Below are 15,946 nucleotides of genomic sequence, written 5' to 3'. Positions count from 1 at the left end.
TCAGCCTTCCGAAGGAGCGAGGCGCTTGAGCTCCGCCTCAGTCGACTTGAGCAGGTCGTTCCAGGACGCCTCGAACTTGTCGACGCCCTCGTCCTCGAGCAGCTGCACGACCTCGTCGTACGAGATCCCCAGCTTCTCGACGGCGTCGAGCTCGGCGCGGGACTGCTCGTACGTGCCCGCGATCGTGTTGCCGGTGATCTGCCCGTGGTCCTCGGTCGCCTCGAGGGTGGCCTCCGGCATGGTGTTCACCGTGTTCGGCGCGACCAGGTCGTCGACGTACAGGGTGTCCTTGTACGCCTTGTCCTTCACGCCGGTCGACGCCCACAGCGGGCGCTGCTTGTTGGCGCCGGCCTTGTCGAGCGCGGCCCAGCGGTCCGAGGAGAAGACCTCCTCGTACGCCTGGTACGCGAGGCGGGCGTTGGCGAGGCCGGCCTTGCCGCGGGCGGCCTTGGCCTCGTCGGTGCCGAGGGCGTCGATGCGCTTGTCGATCTCGGTGTCCACGCGGGACACGAAGAAGGACGCCACCGAGTGGATCTGCGAGAGGTCCAGGCCCGCGGCCTTCGCCTTCTCCAGACCGGCCAGGAAGGCGTCCATGACCGCGCGGTACCGCTCCAGGGAGAAGATCAGCGTGACGTTGACGCTGATGCCCTTGCCGATGACCTCGGTGATCGCGGGCAGGCCCGCCTTGGTCGCCGGGATCTTGATCAGCGTGTTCGGCCGGTCCACCAGCCACGCCAGCTGCTTGGCCTCGGCGACCGTCGCCGCCGTGTTGTTCGCCAGGCGCGGGTCGACCTCGATCGACACGCGGCCGTCCTTGCCGCCGGTGGCGTCGAAGACGGGGCGCAGGATGTCGGCCGCGTCCCTTACGTCGGCCGTCGTGATCATGCGGACGGCTTCCTCGACGGTGACCTTGCGGGCCGCGAGGTCGGCGAGCTGCTGCTCGTAACCGTCGCCGCCGGAGATCGCCTTCTGGAAGATCGACGGGTTGGTGGTGACGCCCACGACGTGCTGCTGGTCGATCAGTTCGGCCAGGTTGCCGGACGTGATCCGCTTGCGCGACAGGTCGTCCAGCCAGATCGCGACGCCTTCCTCGGAGAGGCGCTTGAGTGCGTCTGTCATGGAAATTGCATCTCCTGCTTGTGATGAGGGGTGAGTCGTCGTGTACCGGCGTCAGCGCTGAGCGGCGGCCAGGGATTCCTTCGCGGCGGCGGTGACGGCGTCCGCGGTGAAGCCGAACTCCTTGAACAGCGTCTTCGCGTCGGCGGAGGCGCCGAAGTGCTCGAGGGAGACGATCCGGCCGGCGTCGCCCACGTACTTGTGCCAGGTCAGACCGATGCCGGCCTCGACCGCCACCCGGGCCCTGACCGACGGCGGCAGGACGCTGTCGCGGTACTCCTGCGGCTGCTCCTCGAACCACTCCACGCACGGCATCGACACCACGCGGGTGGGGACGCCCTCGGCCTGGAGCCGCTCGCGGGCCTCGACGGCCAGCTGCACCTCGGAACCGGTGCCGATGAGCACGACCTGCGGCGCTGCGCTCTGTCCGGAGGACCCTTCGGCGTCGAACAGCACGTAACCGCCCTTCGCCGCCGCCTCGTTGCGCTCGTACGTCGGCACGCCCTGGCGGGTCAGCGCGAGGCCGTGCGGCTGCGAGACGCCGAACTTCTTCTTGCCGCGCTTGAGGATCTCGCGCCAGGCGATCGCCGTCTCGTTGGCGTCCGCGGGCCGGACCAGGTTGAGGCCCGGGATGGCGCGCAGCGAGGCCAGGTGCTCGACCGGCTGGTGCGTCGGGCCGTCCTCACCGAGGCCGATGGAGTCGTGCGTCCACACGTACGTCACCGGCAGGTGCATCAGGGCCGACAGGCGCACCGCGTTGCGCATGTAGTCGGAGAACACCAGGAAGGTGCCGCCGTAGATCCGGGTGTGGCCGTGCAGCGCGATGCCGTTCATGGCCGCGGCCATGGCGTGCTCGCGGATGCCGAAGTGGATCGTCCGGCCGTACGGGTCGGCCTCCGGCAGCGGGTTGCCCTCCGGGAGGAACGAACTCGTCTTGTCGATCGTGGTGTTGTTGGAGCCCGCCAGGTCGGCCGAGCCGCCCCACAGCTCCGGCAGCACCGCGCCCAGCGCCTGCAGCACCTTGCCGGAGGCGGCACGCGTGGCGACGCCCTTGCCGGTCTCGAACTCGGGGAGCTTCTCCTCCCAGCCCTCGGGCAGCTCGCCCGCCTGGATGCGGTCGAACTCGGCCGCGCGCTCCGGGTTGGCGGTGCGCCAGGCGGCGAAGGACTTCTCCCACTCGGCCTTGGCCTGCGCGCCGCGCTCCAGCGCCTCGCGGGTGTGGCCGATGACCTCGTCGGTGACCTCGAAGGTCTGCTCCGGGTCGAAGCCCAGGACGCGCTTCGTGGCGGCCACTTCCTCGTCGCCGAGGGCCGAGCCGTGCGCGGCCTCGGTGTTCTGCGCGCTCGGCGCCGGCCAGGCGATGATCGAACGGGCCGCGATGAACGACGGCTTGTCCGTGACCGCCTTCGCGGCCTGCAGCGCCTCGTACAGACCCTTCGGGTCCAGGTCGCCGTTGGGCAGCTGCTCGACGCGCTGCACGTGCCAGCCGTACGCCTCGTACCGCTTCAGGGTGTCCTCGGAGACGGCCGTCTCCGTGTCGCCCTCGATGGAGATGTGGTTGTCGTCCCACAGCAGCACGAGGTTGCCGAGCTTCTGGTGGCCGGCGAGCGAGGACGCCTCGGCGGCGATGCCCTCCTGCAGGCAGCCGTCGCCCGCGACGACCCACACGGTGTGGTCGAAGGGGGACTCGCCCGCGGGCGCCTGCGGGTCGAACAGGCCCCGCTCGTAGCGCGCGGCCATGGCCATGCCCACCGCGTTCGCGACGCCCTGGCCGAGCGGGCCCGTGGTCGTCTCGACGCCGGTGGTGTGGCCGTACTCCGGGTGGCCGGGGGTCTTCGAACCCCACGTGCGGAACGCCTTCAGGTCATCGAGCTCCAGACCGTAACCGGCCAGGTAGAGCTGGATGTACAGCGTCAGCGACGAGTGCCCCGCGGAGAGGACGAACCGGTCGCGGCCCACCCAGTCGGCGTCCGCCGGGTCATGCCGCATCACCTTCTGGAAGAGGGTGTACGCGGCGGGCGCGAGGCTCATGGCCGTACCGGGATGGCCGTTGCCGACCTTCTGTACGGCGTCGGCGGCCAGGATGCGGGCGGTGTCAACGGCCCGCTGGTCCAGATCGGTCCACTCGAGGTCTGTGGTGGTCGGCTCGGTGCTCACCCTGGGTCAGGGCTCCTCTCCACATGCTCTACATGTCGCACGTCGTCGTCGAACGCCCTCGTCCGCCGTCGTACGTCGACGACTGTCGGCGCCGTCGTGCGCCGGTCGCCGTCGAGCCTACCGTCGCGCGGGCGTGCCTCTTTTCGACTCGTTCCAGACTGCCGGGGCTCCGTCCCCTTCGCCTCCCGAGCCGTTCACCCCGAGTCCGTCCGGGCCGCCGTCCCGAGCCGCCGAACCGGCCGCGAACCGGGCGGCGAACCGGGCCGCGGGGCAACCGGCCCAACACGACCCACCCCCGCGAAGAGCCGGGTATGGCCTACGTCTACAGTGGCGTGGTACGCGCGAGCCTTTACCGGGTCTTCATGTTCAGGTGACACCCAACGGTCGGCTTGCTGGGAGTCTCTTTCAGGGGTGTGCGTGACGGCCGTCGAATCCCGTCCATCAGGCCGGGGCACCGCCAGCGCCGAGGGCGATGCGGGTGAGCTCGGGGCGAACTCCGGCCGTCGGCCGATCGGTCCCCTCGTCAAGGGGTTCGTGGCGCTGACCAAGCCCCGCATCATCGAACTTCTCCTCATCACCACGGTCCCGGTGATGTTCCTCGCCGAACAGGGCGTCCCCGACCTGTGGCTGGTGTTCGCCACCTGCTTCGGCGGCTACCTCTCCGCGGGCGGCGCAAACGCCCTGAACATGTGGTACGACCGGGACATCGACGCCCTGATGGACCGCACCCGGAGCCGGCCGCTGGTCACCGGGCTCATCAGCCCCACCGAGGGCCTGGTCTTCGGCGTCTCCCTCGCCGTGATCTCCACGGTCTGGTTCGGCCTCCTGGTCAACTGGCTCTCCGCCGCCCTCTCGCTGGGCGCCCTGCTCTTCTACGTCGTCGTCTACACGATGATCCTCAAGCGCAGGACCGCGCAGAACATCGTCTGGGGCGGCATCGCCGGCTGCCTCCCGGTGCTCATCGGCTGGTCGTCCGTGACCAACTCGATGTCCTGGGCCGCCGTCATCCTCTTCATGGTGATCTTCTTCTGGACGCCGCCGCACTACTGGCCTCTCTCCATGCGGGTCAAGGAGGACTACGCGCGCGCCCAGGTGCCGATGCTCCCGGTGATCGCCTCCAACAAGGTCGTCGCCAAGCAGATCGTGCTCTACAGCTGGATCATGGTCGGCGTCTCGCTGCTGCTCCAACCGCTCGGCTACACCGGCTGGTTCTACACCGCGGTCGCGCTGCTCACCGGCGGCTTCTGGCTCTGGGAGGCGCACGCGCTGCAGGCCCGCGCGAAGGCCGGGGTGACGGGCGCGAAGCTCAAGGAGATGCGCCTCTTCCACTGGTCCATCACGTACGTGTCGCTGCTCTTCGTGGCGGTCGCGGTGGACCCCTTCCTGCGCTGACCCGAACGATCCGTACGCACTCCGTACACGCTCCGGGCGCCGGGCGGGCTGAACTCCTCAGCCGCCCGGCGCCCGTGTGTCAGGGGCCATTGCCGCCGTCGATTACCCACAAGTAGCATCGCGGTATGGCAGACACCAAGGTCGAAGAGAAGCCCGCGGACGCCCGCGGGGAGCGGCAGGCGGCGAAGCTCGCCAAGCAGATCACCGCCTTCGCGAAGGCGCACGGCGGCGCCGAGGCGCAGGTCGCGTACATCGGGGAGCGCGGCTCCCGCATCGTGCTCGTCGGCGAGGACGGCGGCTGGGGCGACCTCGTCGCGCGCACCGACGCGATCGCCCGCACCGCCGTCGAGAAGTCCGGCGTCACCGTCCACGAGGAGTTCGACGGCGACTTCGCGGCCAAGGTGAAGACCGGGCGGTACGAGTGGTCGCGCATGGCCGGCATCCAGGTCGGAGGCCCGAGCAACACCTGAGGCCGGGTCGGCCCGTTAGGACTGTGGAAGGAACCACGGTCCACGCACGGGAGCCCGGATGATCGAGACACCGCCCCTGGTGGACCAGTACTGCCACGGGGTGCTGCGCACGGAGCTGGGCCTCGGCACCTTCGAGGCCCACCTCGGCCGGGGCGAGGGCCCGCCCGCCCCCGGCACCACCTTCTTCGACACCCAGACCGGCTTCGCGGTGCGCCGCTGGTGCCCGCCGCTGCTCGGCCTCGAACCGCACTGCCAGCCCGCCCGGTATCTGGCCCGGCGCCGCGAGCTCGGCGTGATCGAGGCGGGCCGCCGGCTCCTCAGGGCCACCGGCATCGGCACCTATCTGGTCGACACTGGCCTGCCCGGCGATCTCACAGGACCGCCCGAACTGGCCGCCGCCGGCGGGGCCGAGGCCCACGAGATCGTCCGCCTCGAACTCCTCGCCCAGCAGGTCGCCGACACCTCCGGCACGGTCGAGACCTTCCTCGCCAACCTCGCCGAGTGCGTGCACGGTGCCGCAGCGGGCGCCGTCGCCTTCGCCTCCGTCGGGGGCGCGCACGGCCTCGCCCTCGCGCCCGAGCCGCCCGACGCCGGCGAGGTCCGCGGCGCCGCCGCCCGCTGGCTCGCCGGCCGCCGCGTGGGCGACCCCCTCACCCATCCCGTACTGCTGCGGCACCTCGTCTGGATCGCCGTGGCCTCCGGGCTTCCGCTGCAACTGCACGCGGGTACGGGCGATCCGCAGCGGTACGTGGGGGAGTTCGCGCGGGCGACGGCCGGGCTCGGCACGGACCTGGTGCTGCTGCACGGCTACCCGTACCACCGTCAGGCCGCCCACCTCGCCGGGGCGTTCCCGCACGTCTACGCCGACCTGGGGCCCGCGCTCGTACGGACCGGGGCGCGGGCGGCGACGCTGCTCGCGGAGGTCCTCGAACTCGCCCCGTTCGGCAAGCTGTTGTTCTCCAGCGGCGCACACGGCCTGCCCGAGCTGCACGTGGTCGGCGCGCAGCTGTTCCGGGAGGCGCTGGGGCGGGTGCTCGGCGGGTGGGTGGCCGAGGGCGCGTGGTCGCGGTCGGACGCGGACCGGGTGGCGGGGATGATCGCGTCGGGGAACGCGCGCAGGGTGTACGGGTTGGCCCCGTGAGGGGCGCGGGGGTCAGACCGTCGACAGCTCCGGGTCCGCCTGGGACGGGATGCCCGGCTCCGTGCGCGGGCGCTCGTGCAGGGCCAGCAGAACCCGTACCACCGCGATCCACACCAGGCACGAGCCCAGCATGTGGGCGCCGACCAGGACTTCGGGCAGCTCCGTGAAGTACTGCACGTAACCGATCGCGCCCTGGGCGAGCAGGATCAGGAACAGCGCGCGGGTGCGGGCCAGCGGGCCGGGCGGGGCGTCGACCGCCTTGAGCACGAACCACAGCGCGAACGTCAGCGTGACGACGACCCAGGCGAGCACGGCGTGCAGCTTGGAGACGCCCTCCCAGTCGAGGCCGACGGCCCCGATGTCCATCCGCGGGACGTCGCTGGAGTCGCCGGCGTGCGGACCCGAACCCGTCACCACCGTGCCGATCGCGACGAGCAGCCCCGACGCGACGATCAGGGACCACACCAGCTGCCGCACGGCCTTGCCGACCAGGGGGCGCGGAGTCGCGTCGCCCTCGCCGTCGGCGGTGCGCACCCACATCAGCGTGGCAACCGTGATCAGCGCGGTGGAGAGCAGGAAGTGCGCCGCCACCGTGTACGGGTTGAGGCCGACCAGGACGACGATGCCGCCGAGCACCGCGTTGCCCATCACGATCCAGAACTGGGCCCAGCCCAGCCGGGTCAGGCTGCGGCGGGCCGGCTTCTGCGAGCGGGCCGCGATGATCGCCCAGCCGACGGCCGCGCACAGCACGTACGTGAGCAGGCGGTTGCCGAACTCGATGTAGCCGTGGAAGCCCATCTCGGCGGTCGTGGTCAGCGAGTCGGCCGTGCACTTCGGCCAGGTCGGGCAGCCGAGGCCGGAGCCGGTCAGCCGCACGGCGCCGCCGGTCACCACGATCACGCAGCTCATGACGAGCGAGGTGAGCGCCGCGATCCGGACCGTCCGGTTCTCGGGGGTCCAGCGTTCGGCGATGAAGGCCAGCGGATTGCGCACGGCTTGAGCCGCTGCGGCTCGGGTCAACTTCGGCACGCGCACCATCGTAGAGGGGCCCTTGTGCATCGGTTCACGAGGGGTGCGAACCCGGACGGGCCTACTCCCAGCGGAAGAACCGGGCCGCCGCCCCGAGCCCGAGCACCGCCCACGCCGCGAGGACGCCGAGGGCGCCCCAGGGCAGCCCGGCACCGTCCTGCAGCACGTCCCGCAGGCCGTCGGAGAGCGCCGAGATGGGCAGCAGGCCGAGCACCGACTGGGCCGCGTCCGGGAACTTGTCGAGCGGCACGACCACGCCGCCGCCGACGAGCAGCAGCAGGAACACCAGGTTCGCGGCGGCCAGCGTCGCCTCGGCCTTCAGCGTGCCGGCCATCAGCAGGCCGAGGCCCGAGAACGCCGCCGTGCCGAGGACCAGCAGAAGCAGCACCGAGACCGGGTTCCCGTGCGGGGACCAGCCGAGGGCGAGGGCGATCGCCGTAAGGAGGACGATCTGCAGCACCTCGGTGACCAGCACCGACAGGGTCTTCGCGGTCATCAGCGCCCAGCGCGGCAGCGGCGAGGCGCCGAGCCGCTTCAGGACGCCGTACCGCCGCTCGAAGCCGGTCGCGATGGCCTGGCCCGTGAACGCCGTCGACATCACGGCGAGCGCGAGCACGCCCGGCGCGAGGAAGTCCACGGCCTTGCCCTCGCCGGTGTCGACGATGTCGACCGTCGAGAAGAGGACCAGGAGCAGCGACGGGATCACCACGGTCAGGAGCAGCTGCTCGCCGTTGCGCAGCAGCATCTTCGTCTCCAGGACCGCCTGCGCCGCGATCATCCGCCCGACCGGGGCGGCCCCGGGCCTCGGCGCGTACGTGCCGCTGCGCGCTTCCGTCTGCGTGTCGGCGGTCATCCGCGCAGCTCCTTGCCGGTGAGTTCCAGAAAGACGTCTTCGAGGGTGTGCCGCTCCACCGAGATCTTGTCGGGCATCACCCCGTGCTGCGCGCACCAGGACGTGACCGTCGCGAGCAGCTGCGGGTCGACCGTGCCGGTCACGCGGTACGAGCCCGGGGTGAGCTCGGCCGCCGCGCTGTCCATCGGCAGGGCCTTCAGGAGCGAGGCCACGTCGAGGCCGGGGCGGCCGGTGAAGCGCAGGGTGTTCTCGGCGCCGCCCTTGCAGAGCTGCTCGGGGCTGCCCTGGGCGACGACCTTGCCCTCGTCGATGATCGCGACGTCGTCGGCGAGCTGCTCCGCCTCGTCCATGTAGTGCGTGGTGAGGACGACGGAGACGCCGTCGGCGCGCAGCTCGCGCACCAGCTCCCAGGTCGAGCGCCGGGCCTGCGGGTCGAGCCCCGCCGTCGGCTCGTCCAGGAACACCAGCTCGGGCCGGCCGACCACGGCCATCGCGAGCGCGAGCCGCTGCTGCTGCCCGCCGGAGAGCCGCCGGTAGGTCGTACGGCCGCAGGAGCCGAGGCCGAGGCGCTCGATCAGGGCGTCCACGTCCAGCGGGTGGGCGTGCAGCTTCGCCATGTGGCGGAGCATCTCGTCGGCGCGGGCGCCGGAGTACACGCCGCCGGACTGCAGCATCACGCCGATCCGCGGGCGCAGCGCCCCGGCCTGCGCGACCGGGTCGAGGCCGAGGACGCGGACCTCGCCGGCGTCCGGCCTGCGGTAGCCCTCGCAGGTCTCGATCGTGGTGGTCTTGCCGGCGCCGTTGGGGCCGAGCACCGCGGTGACGCCCGCGTGGGCCGTGAGGTCGAGGCCGTCCACCGCGGTCTTGGATCCGTACCGCTTCACCAGGCCGCGTACCTGGAGGACGCCGCCTGCGACGGGCTCTTCATGCATGCCGGGAAGTCTAGAGAGCGCCGCCGGGTGCCCGGTACGGGGCCTCGGCCCCGGCTGGTGGCTTCGCACGACGGACAGGGCGCGCAGGCCGCCCGGGCCCGTGGAAACGCACAGAAATTAGGTGAACCTTAGTGATCGAGGCCACCGGCGGGTGCCTCTGACCCGGCTTTACGGGGCCGGAGGAATTACGCAACAATGGCGTTGTGAAAAACGTTGGCGAGGCTCTGCAGGAGGAACTCGCGACCGGTGAGCGCAGTACGCGCAACCGTGTCGCGCGGTCCATCCTGGACCACGGCCCGTCCACCGTGGCGGAGCTGGCAGGCAGGCTCGGCCTCACCCAGGCGGCGGTGCGCAGGCACCTCGACGCCCTGGTCGCCGACGACGTAGTGGCACCCCGCGAGCAGCGTGTCTACGGCGCGCGCACCCGAGGCCGTCCGGCCAAGGTGTTCGCCCTCACCGACTGCGGCAGGGACGCCTTCGACCAGTCCTACGACAAGCTCGCCGCCGAGGCGCTCGCCTGGATCTCCCAGGCCGCCGGCGGGGGAGAGCTCGGGGACGCCGCGGTCGCCGCCTTCGCGCGCGCCCGGCTGGCCGCGACCGCGGAGAAGTACCGCGAGCAGCTGGCCGCAGCGGCCCCCGAACAGCGCGCGGAGACCCTGGCCAGGGCTCTCACCGCCGACGGGTACGCTGCTACGGCGCGTAGCGCACCGGTCGGCGAGCAGCTGTGTCAGCACCACTGCCCGGTCGCCCACGTGGCCGAGCAGTTCCCGCAGCTGTGCGAGGCGGAGACGGAGCTCTTCAGCCGACTGCTCGGCACCCATGTGCAGCGGCTGGCCACCATCGCCCACGGGGACGGGGTGTGCACCACCTTCATCCCCGGCACCGAGACCGTCTCGCCACAGCAAGAACCGAAGACCACCACAGCATCTGCAAGCACGGCCGGGAGGAACCCCGCATGACGCTCCCCATCGAGGAGACTGCTCACCCCGAGCTCGAGGGCCTGGGCAAGTACGAATACGGCTGGGCCGACTCCGACGCGGCCGGTGCCGCTGCCAAGCGCGGCCTGAGCGAGGACGTCGTCCGCGACATCTCGGCGAAGAAGAACGAGCCGGAGTGGATGACGAAGCTCCGCCTCAAGGGCCTGCGCCTGTTCGACAAGAAGCCCATGCCGAACTGGGGCTCCGACCTCTCGGGCATCGACTTCGACAACATCAAGTACTTCGTGCGGTCCACCGAGAAGCAGGCCCAGTCCTGGGAGGACCTGCCGGAGGACATCAAGAACACGTACGACAAGCTCGGCATCCCCGAGGCCGAGAAGCAGCGCCTCGTCGCCGGCGTCGCCGCGCAGTACGAGTCGGAGGTCGTCTACCACCAGATCCGTGAGGACCTGGAGGAGCAGGGCGTCATCTTCGTCGACACCGACACCGCGCTGAAGGAGCACGAGGAGCTCTTCAAGGAGTACTTCGGCACCGTCATCCCGGTCGGCGACAACAAGTTCGCGTCGCTGAACACCGCGGTGTGGTCCGGCGGCTCCTTCATCTACGTGCCGAAGGGCGTGCACGTGGAGATCCCGCTCCAGGCCTACTTCCGGATCAACACCGAGAACATGGGCCAGTTCGAGCGGACGCTGATCATCGTCGACGAGGACGCCTACGTCCACTACGTCGAGGGCTGCACCGCGCCGATCTACCAGTCGGACTCGCTGCACTCCGCGGTCGTCGAGATCATCGTCAAGAAGGGCGCCCGCTGCCGCTACACGACCATCCAGAACTGGTCGAACAACGTCTACAACCTGGTCACCAAGCGCGCCGTGGCGTACGAGGGCGCGACCATGGAGTGGATCGACGGCAACATCGGCTCCAAGGTCACCATGAAGTACCCGGCCGTCTACCTGATGGGTGAGCACGCCAAGGGCGAGACCCTCTCCATCGCCTTCGCCGGCGAGGGCCAGCACCAGGACGCCGGCTCCAAGATGGTCCACATGGCGCCGAACACCTCGTCCAACATCGTCTCCAAGTCGGTGGCCCGCGGCGGCGGTCGTACGTCGTACCGCGGTCTGGTCGAGATCGGCGAGGGCGCCCCGGGCTCCAAGTCCAACGTGCTCTGTGACGCCCTGCTCGTCGACACCATCTCCCGCTCGGACACGTACCCGTACGTGGACGTCCGCGAGGACGACGTCTCCATGGGGCACGAGGCCACCGTGTCCAAGGTCTCCGAGGACCAGCTCTTCTACCTGATGAGCCGCGGCATGACCGAGTTCGAGGCCATGGCCATGATCGTGCGCGGCTTCGTCGAGCCGATCGCCAAGGAGCTGCCCATGGAGTACGCCCTGGAGCTCAACCGGCTGATCGAGCTGCAGATGGAGGGCGCGGTCGGTTAAGCACCGACCGCGGGGAGCCGGTCCGCCCGGGTCGGCTCCCCGCGCCTGAATCCCCGCAGCTACACGTCTTGATCCAAGAAAGTGAGCACTACGACAGCCATGGCTGAGGCTCAGAACATCCCGGTGGGTGCCACCACCGCCGGCTCGGTCGCAGTGGCCGCCGAGTCCACCGTCGCGACGCGCATGAGCGCGCCCCCGTCGTTCGACGTGGCCGACTTCCCGGTCCCGCACGGCCGCGAGGAGGAGTGGCGGTTCACCCCGCTCGACCGCCTCAAGGGCCTGCACGACGGCACCGCGAAGGCCGACGGCGCCCTGAAGGCCGAGATCGACGCGCCCGAGGGCGTCACCGTCGAGTCGGTCGGCCGGGACGACAAGCGCATCGGCAAGGCGGGCACGCCCGTCGACCGCATCGCCGCGCAGGCGTTCTCCTCCTTCGAGAAGGCCACCGTCGTCTCGGTCCCCAAGGAGCAGGTCCTCACCGAGCCGGTGCGCGTCGCGCTGCACGGCGAGGGCGGCACGACCTTCGGGCACACCGTCTTCGACATCGGCGCCTTCGCCGAGGCTGTCATCGTCATCGACCACACCGGTGACGCGGTCCGCGCCGCCAACGTCGACTTCATCGTCGGCGACGGCGCCAAGGTCACCGTGGTCTCCGTGCAGGACTGGGACGACACCGCCGTCCACGTCTCCCAGCACAACGCCCTGGTCGGCCGCGACGCGTCGTTCAAGTCCGTCGTCGTGACCTTCGGCGGCGACGTCGTCCGCATCCACCCGCGCGTCAACTACGCGGGCCCCGGCGGCGAGGCCGAGCTGCTCGGCCTGTACTTCACGGACGCCGGCCAGCACCAGGAGCACCGCCTCCTGGTCGACCACAACGTCCCGCACTGCAAGTCCAACGTCGTGTACAAGGGCGCCCTCCAGGGCGACGACGCGCACGCCGTGTGGATCGGCGACGTCCTCATCGAGGCCGCCGCCGAAGGCACCGACACGTACGAGATGAACCGCAACCTCGTGCTGACCGACGGCGCCCGGGTCGACTCCGTGCCCAACCTGGAGATCGAGACCGGCGAGATCGTCGGCGCCGGCCACGCCTCGGCGACCGGCCGGTTCGACGACGAGCAGCTCTTCTACCTGATGGCCCGCGGCATCCCGCAGGTCGAGGCCCGCCGCCTCGTCGTGCGCGGATTCTTCGCCGAGCTGGTCCAGCAGATCGGTGTCAAGGACATCGAGGAGCGCCTCATCGCGAAGATCGAGGCCGAGCTGGAGGCTTCGGTCTGATGAGCTTCGTACGCGCCTGTGGGCTGAGCGAGCTGGAGGAGGACACCCCGAAGCGGGTGGAACTCGACGGCACGCCGGTCTCCGTCGTCCGCACCGAGGGCGAGGTGTACGCGATTTACGACATCTGCTCGCACGCGAACGTCTCCCTCTCCGAGGGCGAGGTGGAGGACTGCCAGATCGAGTGCTGGCTGCACGGCTCCGCGTTCGACCTCCGCACCGGCAAGCCGTCCGGCCTTCCCGCGACGCGCCCCGTCCCCGTATACCCCGTAAAGATCGAAGGGGACGATGTACTCGTCTCCCTCACCCAGGAGTCCTGAGGCACCCATGGCAACGCTTGAAATCCGAGACCTGCACGTCACCGTCGAGGCCGACAACGCCACGAAGGAGATCCTCAAGGGTGTCGACCTGACCGTGAAGCAGGGCGAGACCCACGCCATCATGGGCCCGAACGGCTCCGGCAAGTCGACGCTCGCCTACTCCCTCGCGGGCCACCCGAAGTACACGATCACGTCCGGCTCCGTCACCCTCGACGGCGAGGACGTCCTGGAGATGGAGGTGGACGAGCGCGCCCGCGCCGGCGTCTTCCTCGCGATGCAGTACCCGGTCGAGGTCCCGGGTGTCTCCGTCTCCAACTTCCTGCGCACCTCCGCCACCGCCGTCCGCGGCGAGGCCCCCAAGCTGCGCACCTGGGTGAAGGAGGTCAAGGAGGCCATGGAGCGCCTCAACATGGACCCGTCCTTCGCCGAGCGCAACGTCAACGAGGGCTTCTCCGGCGGTGAGAAGAAGCGCCACGAGATCCTCCAGCTCGAGCTGCTCAAGCCGAAGATCGCGATCCTCGACGAGACCGACTCCGGCCTGGACGTCGACGCGCTGCGCATCGTCTCCGAGGGCATCAACCGCGTCCGCGAGGGCGGCGAGGTCGGCACCCTCCTGGTGACGCACTACACGCGCATCCTGCGCTACATCAAGCCCGACTACGTCCACGTGTTCGCGGGCGGCCGCATCGTCGAGTCCGGCGGCGCCGAGCTCGCCGACCAGCTCGAGGCCGAGGGCTACGACAAGTACGTGAAGGGCGGCGCATCCGCGTGACACAGCTGCCGGGCCTCCTCGACACCGAGGCGATCCGCAAGGACTTCCCGATCCTGGATCGGGTGCTCCACGACGGCAAGAAGCTCGTCTACCTGGACAACGCGGCGACCTCGCAGACGCCGCGCCAGGTGCTCGACGTGCTCACCGAGTACTACGAGCAGCACAACGCCAACGTCCACCGCGGCGTGCACGTCCTCGCCGAGGAGGCCACGGCGCTGTACGAAGGCGCTCGTGACAAGGTCGCCGAGTTCATCAACGCGCCGAGCCGCAACGAGGTGATCTTCACCAAGAACGCCTCGGAGTCGCTCAACCTCGTTGCGAACATGCTCGGTTGGGCCGACGAGCCCTACCGCGTGGACAGCGACACCGAGATCGTCATCACGGAGATGGAGCACCACTCCAACATCGTCCCGTGGCAGCTGCTCGCGCAGCGCACGGGCGCGAAGCTGAAGTGGTTCGGCCTCACCGACGACGGCCGCCTCGACCTGTCCAACATCGACGAGATCATCAACGAGAAGACGAAGATCGTCTCCTTCACGCTGGTCTCCAACATCATGGGCACCGTCAACCCGGTCGAGGCGATCGTGCGCCGCGCCCAGGAAGTCGGCGCGCTGGTCTGCGTCGACGCCTCCCAGGCCGCGCCGCACATGCCGCTCGACGTGCAGGCGCTGCAGGCCGACTTCGTGGCCTTCACCGGCCACAAGATGTGCGGCCCGACCGGCATCGGCGTGCTGTGGGGCCGGCAGGAACTCCTGGAGGACCTGCCCCCGTTCCTCGGCGGCGGCGAGATGATCGAGACCGTCTCGATGCACTCGTCGACGTACGCTCCGGCGCCGCACAAGTTCGAGGCGGGCACCCCGCCGATCTCGCAGGCCATCGGCCTCGGGGCGGCGGTGGACTACCTCACCTCGATCGGCATGGACAAGATCGCGCAGCACGAGCACGCGATCACGGAGTACGCCGTCAAGCGCCTCCAGGAGGTCCCGGACCTCCGCATCATCGGCCCGACCACGGCCGAGGACCGCGGTGCCGCGATCTCCTTCACGCTGGGCGACATCCACCCGCACGACGTGGGCCAGGTCCTCGACGAGCAGGGCATCGCCGTCCGCGTGGGCCACCACTGCGCACGACCGGTCTGCCTGCGGTACGGAATTCCTGCGACCACGCGAGCGTCGTTCTATCTGTACTCCACTCCGGCCGAGGTGGACGCCCTGGTCGAGGGACTGGAGCACGTACGGAACTTCTTCGGCTAGGCCGCGGGACACACGGAATCAGAGACGGACAGGGCTGACTGGTGAAGCTGGACTCCATGTACCAGGACGTGATCCTGGATCACTACAAGCACCCGCACGGACGCGGTCTGCGCGACGGCGACGCCGAGGTGCACCACGTCAACCCGACGTGCGGTGACGAGATCACGCTCCGGGTGAAGTACGACGGCGAGCGCATCGCGGACGTCTCGTACGAGGGACAGGGCTGCTCGATCAGCCAGGCCAGCGCTTCCGTACTGAACGAACTGCTCGTCGGCAAGGAACTGGCCGAGGCGCAGCGGATCCAGGAAGTGTTCCTGGAGCTGATGCAGTCCAAGGGCAAGATCGAGCCGGACGACGCGATGGAGGAGACCCTGGAGGACGCCGTCGCGTTCGCCGGAGTCTCCAAGTACCCGGCACGGGTGAAGTGCGCTCTGCTGAGCTGGATGGCGTGGAAGGACGCGACCGCCCAGGCATTCGGCGAGGACGAGACCACAGCGAGGAAGACCGCATGAGTGACAACGAGACGGCCACGTTGAAGCCGGCCTCCGAGGAGGAGGTCCGCGAGGCGCTGATGGACGTCGTCGACCCCGAGCTGGGCATCGACGTCGTCAACCTGGGCCTGATCTACGGCATCCACATCGACGACGCGAACATCGCGACGATCGACATGACCCTGACGTCGGCGGCCTGTCCGCTCACCGACGTCATCGAGGACCAGGCCAAGTCGGCCACCGAGGGCCTGGTCAACGAGCTGCGCATCAACTGGGTCTGGATGCCCCCGTGGGGCCCGGACAAGATCACGGACGACGGCCGCGAGCAGCTGCGCGCGCTCGGGTTCAACGTCTGAGCCACATCC

16 protein-coding genes are annotated in these 15,946 nt (G+C 70.0%); 11 read left to right on the top strand and 5 right to left on the bottom strand.

From position 1 onward, the window contains the following. Both tal and tkt read right to left on the bottom strand, forming a co-directional pair. Entirely contained in the window at positions 1 to 1,119 is a 1,119-nt protein-coding gene (gene tal, locus ACIDOF_RS03590; RefSeq protein ID WP_409004154.1) for a transaldolase, read from the bottom strand. Between the two features lie 51 nt (positions 1,120 to 1,170). Next, positions 1,171 to 3,273 carry a transketolase gene (gene tkt, locus ACIDOF_RS03585; protein ID WP_409004153.1) on the bottom strand — a complete coding sequence of 701 codons (2,103 nt, stop codon included), beginning with the start codon at positions 3,271 to 3,273 and terminating at the stop codon, positions 1,171 to 1,173. 417 nt (positions 3,274 to 3,690) lie between these two features. Here tkt and ACIDOF_RS03580 point away from each other — a divergent pair, with 417 nt between their 5' ends. The 3 genes from ACIDOF_RS03580 to ACIDOF_RS03570 all read left to right on the top strand — a co-directional run bounded on the left by ACIDOF_RS03580 (position 3,691) and on the right by ACIDOF_RS03570 (position 6,276). Next, positions 3,691 to 4,665 (top strand): heme o synthase, encoded by a 975-nt coding sequence (locus ACIDOF_RS03580; protein ID WP_409004152.1) that lies wholly within the window; start codon positions 3,691 to 3,693, stop codon positions 4,663 to 4,665. A 125-nt stretch (positions 4,666 to 4,790) separates the two neighbouring features. After that, complete coding sequence (locus ACIDOF_RS03575) at positions 4,791 to 5,135, top strand: hypothetical protein (protein ID WP_409004151.1); 345 nt, start codon at positions 4,791 to 4,793, stop codon at positions 5,133 to 5,135. 58 nt (positions 5,136 to 5,193) lie between these two features. Beyond that, positions 5,194 to 6,276 carry an amidohydrolase family protein gene (locus tag ACIDOF_RS03570; RefSeq protein WP_409004150.1) on the top strand — a complete coding sequence of 361 codons (1,083 nt, stop codon included), beginning with the start codon at positions 5,194 to 5,196 and terminating at the stop codon, positions 6,274 to 6,276. A 12-nt stretch (positions 6,277 to 6,288) separates the two neighbouring features. Here ACIDOF_RS03570 and ACIDOF_RS03565 read toward each other — a convergent pair whose 3' ends face one another. The 3 genes from ACIDOF_RS03565 to ACIDOF_RS03555 are packed head-to-tail and all read right to left on the bottom strand — an operon-like array spanning position 6,289 to position 9,090. Continuing rightward, a complete protein-coding gene (locus ACIDOF_RS03565) occupies positions 6,289 to 7,335 on the bottom strand; it encodes a COX15/CtaA family protein (protein ID WP_409004149.1) in 1,047 nt (348 codons plus the stop codon). A 31-nt stretch (positions 7,336 to 7,366) separates the two neighbouring features. Then, on the bottom strand, positions 7,367 to 8,158 hold the full coding sequence (locus tag ACIDOF_RS03560; RefSeq protein ID WP_409004148.1) for an ABC transporter permease: 792 nt from the start codon (positions 8,156 to 8,158) through the stop codon (positions 7,367 to 7,369). Then, positions 8,155 to 9,090, bottom strand: coding sequence for an ABC transporter ATP-binding protein (locus ACIDOF_RS03555; protein WP_409004147.1), 936 nt, complete (start codon positions 9,088 to 9,090; stop codon positions 8,155 to 8,157). Before ACIDOF_RS03555 ends, ACIDOF_RS03560 begins: the two co-directional genes overlap by 4 nt. Positions 9,091 to 9,293: 203 nt before the next feature. On the opposite strand from ACIDOF_RS03555, the gene ACIDOF_RS03550 reads away from it, so the two are divergent. From ACIDOF_RS03550 to ACIDOF_RS03515, 8 genes are all read left to right on the top strand, one after another. Beyond that, entirely contained in the window at positions 9,294 to 10,049 is a 756-nt protein-coding gene (locus ACIDOF_RS03550; RefSeq protein WP_409004146.1) for a helix-turn-helix transcriptional regulator, read from the top strand. Next, entirely contained in the window at positions 10,046 to 11,470 is a 1,425-nt protein-coding gene (gene sufB / locus ACIDOF_RS03545) for a Fe-S cluster assembly protein SufB (RefSeq protein ID WP_409004145.1), read from the top strand. The genes ACIDOF_RS03550 and sufB overlap by 4 nt, the downstream gene beginning before the upstream one ends. Before the next feature lie 99 nt (positions 11,471 to 11,569). After that, complete coding sequence (gene sufD, locus ACIDOF_RS03540) at positions 11,570 to 12,748, top strand: Fe-S cluster assembly protein SufD (protein ID WP_409004144.1); 1,179 nt, start codon at positions 11,570 to 11,572, stop codon at positions 12,746 to 12,748. Further along, positions 12,748 to 13,065 carry a non-heme iron oxygenase ferredoxin subunit gene (locus ACIDOF_RS03535; protein ID WP_409004143.1) on the top strand — a complete coding sequence of 106 codons (318 nt, stop codon included), beginning with the start codon at positions 12,748 to 12,750 and terminating at the stop codon, positions 13,063 to 13,065. The genes sufD and ACIDOF_RS03535 overlap by 1 nt, the downstream gene beginning before the upstream one ends. Before the next feature lie 7 nt (positions 13,066 to 13,072). Continuing rightward, positions 13,073 to 13,837, top strand: coding sequence for a Fe-S cluster assembly ATPase SufC (sufC, locus tag ACIDOF_RS03530; RefSeq protein ID WP_409004142.1), 765 nt, complete (start codon positions 13,073 to 13,075; stop codon positions 13,835 to 13,837). Continuing rightward, positions 13,834 to 15,090, top strand: a complete 1,257-nt coding sequence (locus ACIDOF_RS03525) for a cysteine desulfurase (RefSeq protein ID WP_409004141.1) — start codon at positions 13,834 to 13,836, stop codon at positions 15,088 to 15,090. The genes sufC and ACIDOF_RS03525 overlap by 4 nt, the downstream gene beginning before the upstream one ends. A gap of 41 nt (positions 15,091 to 15,131) precedes the next feature. Then, positions 15,132 to 15,602, top strand: a complete 471-nt coding sequence (gene sufU / locus ACIDOF_RS03520; protein WP_409004140.1) for a Fe-S cluster assembly sulfur transfer protein SufU — start codon at positions 15,132 to 15,134, stop codon at positions 15,600 to 15,602. Next, positions 15,599 to 15,937 carry a metal-sulfur cluster assembly factor gene (locus tag ACIDOF_RS03515; RefSeq protein WP_409004139.1) on the top strand — a complete coding sequence of 113 codons (339 nt, stop codon included), beginning with the start codon at positions 15,599 to 15,601 and terminating at the stop codon, positions 15,935 to 15,937. The genes sufU and ACIDOF_RS03515 overlap by 4 nt, the downstream gene beginning before the upstream one ends. The last annotated feature ends 9 nt before the right edge of the window (positions 15,938 to 15,946 follow it).

It is taken from the genome of Streptomyces sp. Da 82-17 (assembly GCF_046098215.1).
In the GTDB taxonomy this organism is placed as follows: domain Bacteria; phylum Actinomycetota; class Actinomycetes; order Streptomycetales; family Streptomycetaceae; genus Streptomyces.
The sequence above is the reverse complement of the archived record's forward strand: the minus strand, read 5'-3'. Positions and strand labels throughout refer to the sequence as shown.

Coding starts and splice junctions, on each gene's coding strand:
- ACIDOF_RS03560 (WP_409004148.1), bottom strand. CDS start 8,158: ATGACCGCCGACACGCAGACGGAAGCGCGCAGCGGCACGTACGCGCCG.
- ACIDOF_RS03515 (WP_409004139.1), top strand. CDS start 15,599: ATGAGTGACAACGAGACGGCCACGTTGAAGCCGGCCTCCGAGGAGGAG.
- ACIDOF_RS03575 (WP_409004151.1), top strand. CDS start 4,791: ATGGCAGACACCAAGGTCGAAGAGAAGCCCGCGGACGCCCGCGGGGAG.
- ACIDOF_RS03565 (WP_409004149.1), bottom strand. CDS start 7,335: ATGCACAAGGGCCCCTCTACGATGGTGCGCGTGCCGAAGTTGACCCGA.
- sufC (WP_409004142.1), top strand. CDS start 13,073: ATGGCAACGCTTGAAATCCGAGACCTGCACGTCACCGTCGAGGCCGAC.
- tal (WP_409004154.1), bottom strand. CDS start 1,119: ATGACAGACGCACTCAAGCGCCTCTCCGAGGAAGGCGTCGCGATCTGG.
- ACIDOF_RS03555 (WP_409004147.1), bottom strand. CDS start 9,090: ATGCATGAAGAGCCCGTCGCAGGCGGCGTCCTCCAGGTACGCGGCCTG.
- sufD (WP_409004144.1), top strand. CDS start 11,570: ATGGCTGAGGCTCAGAACATCCCGGTGGGTGCCACCACCGCCGGCTCG.
- sufB (WP_409004145.1), top strand. CDS start 10,046: ATGACGCTCCCCATCGAGGAGACTGCTCACCCCGAGCTCGAGGGCCTG.
- ACIDOF_RS03535 (WP_409004143.1), top strand. CDS start 12,748: ATGAGCTTCGTACGCGCCTGTGGGCTGAGCGAGCTGGAGGAGGACACC.
- ACIDOF_RS03570 (WP_409004150.1), top strand. CDS start 5,194: ATGATCGAGACACCGCCCCTGGTGGACCAGTACTGCCACGGGGTGCTG.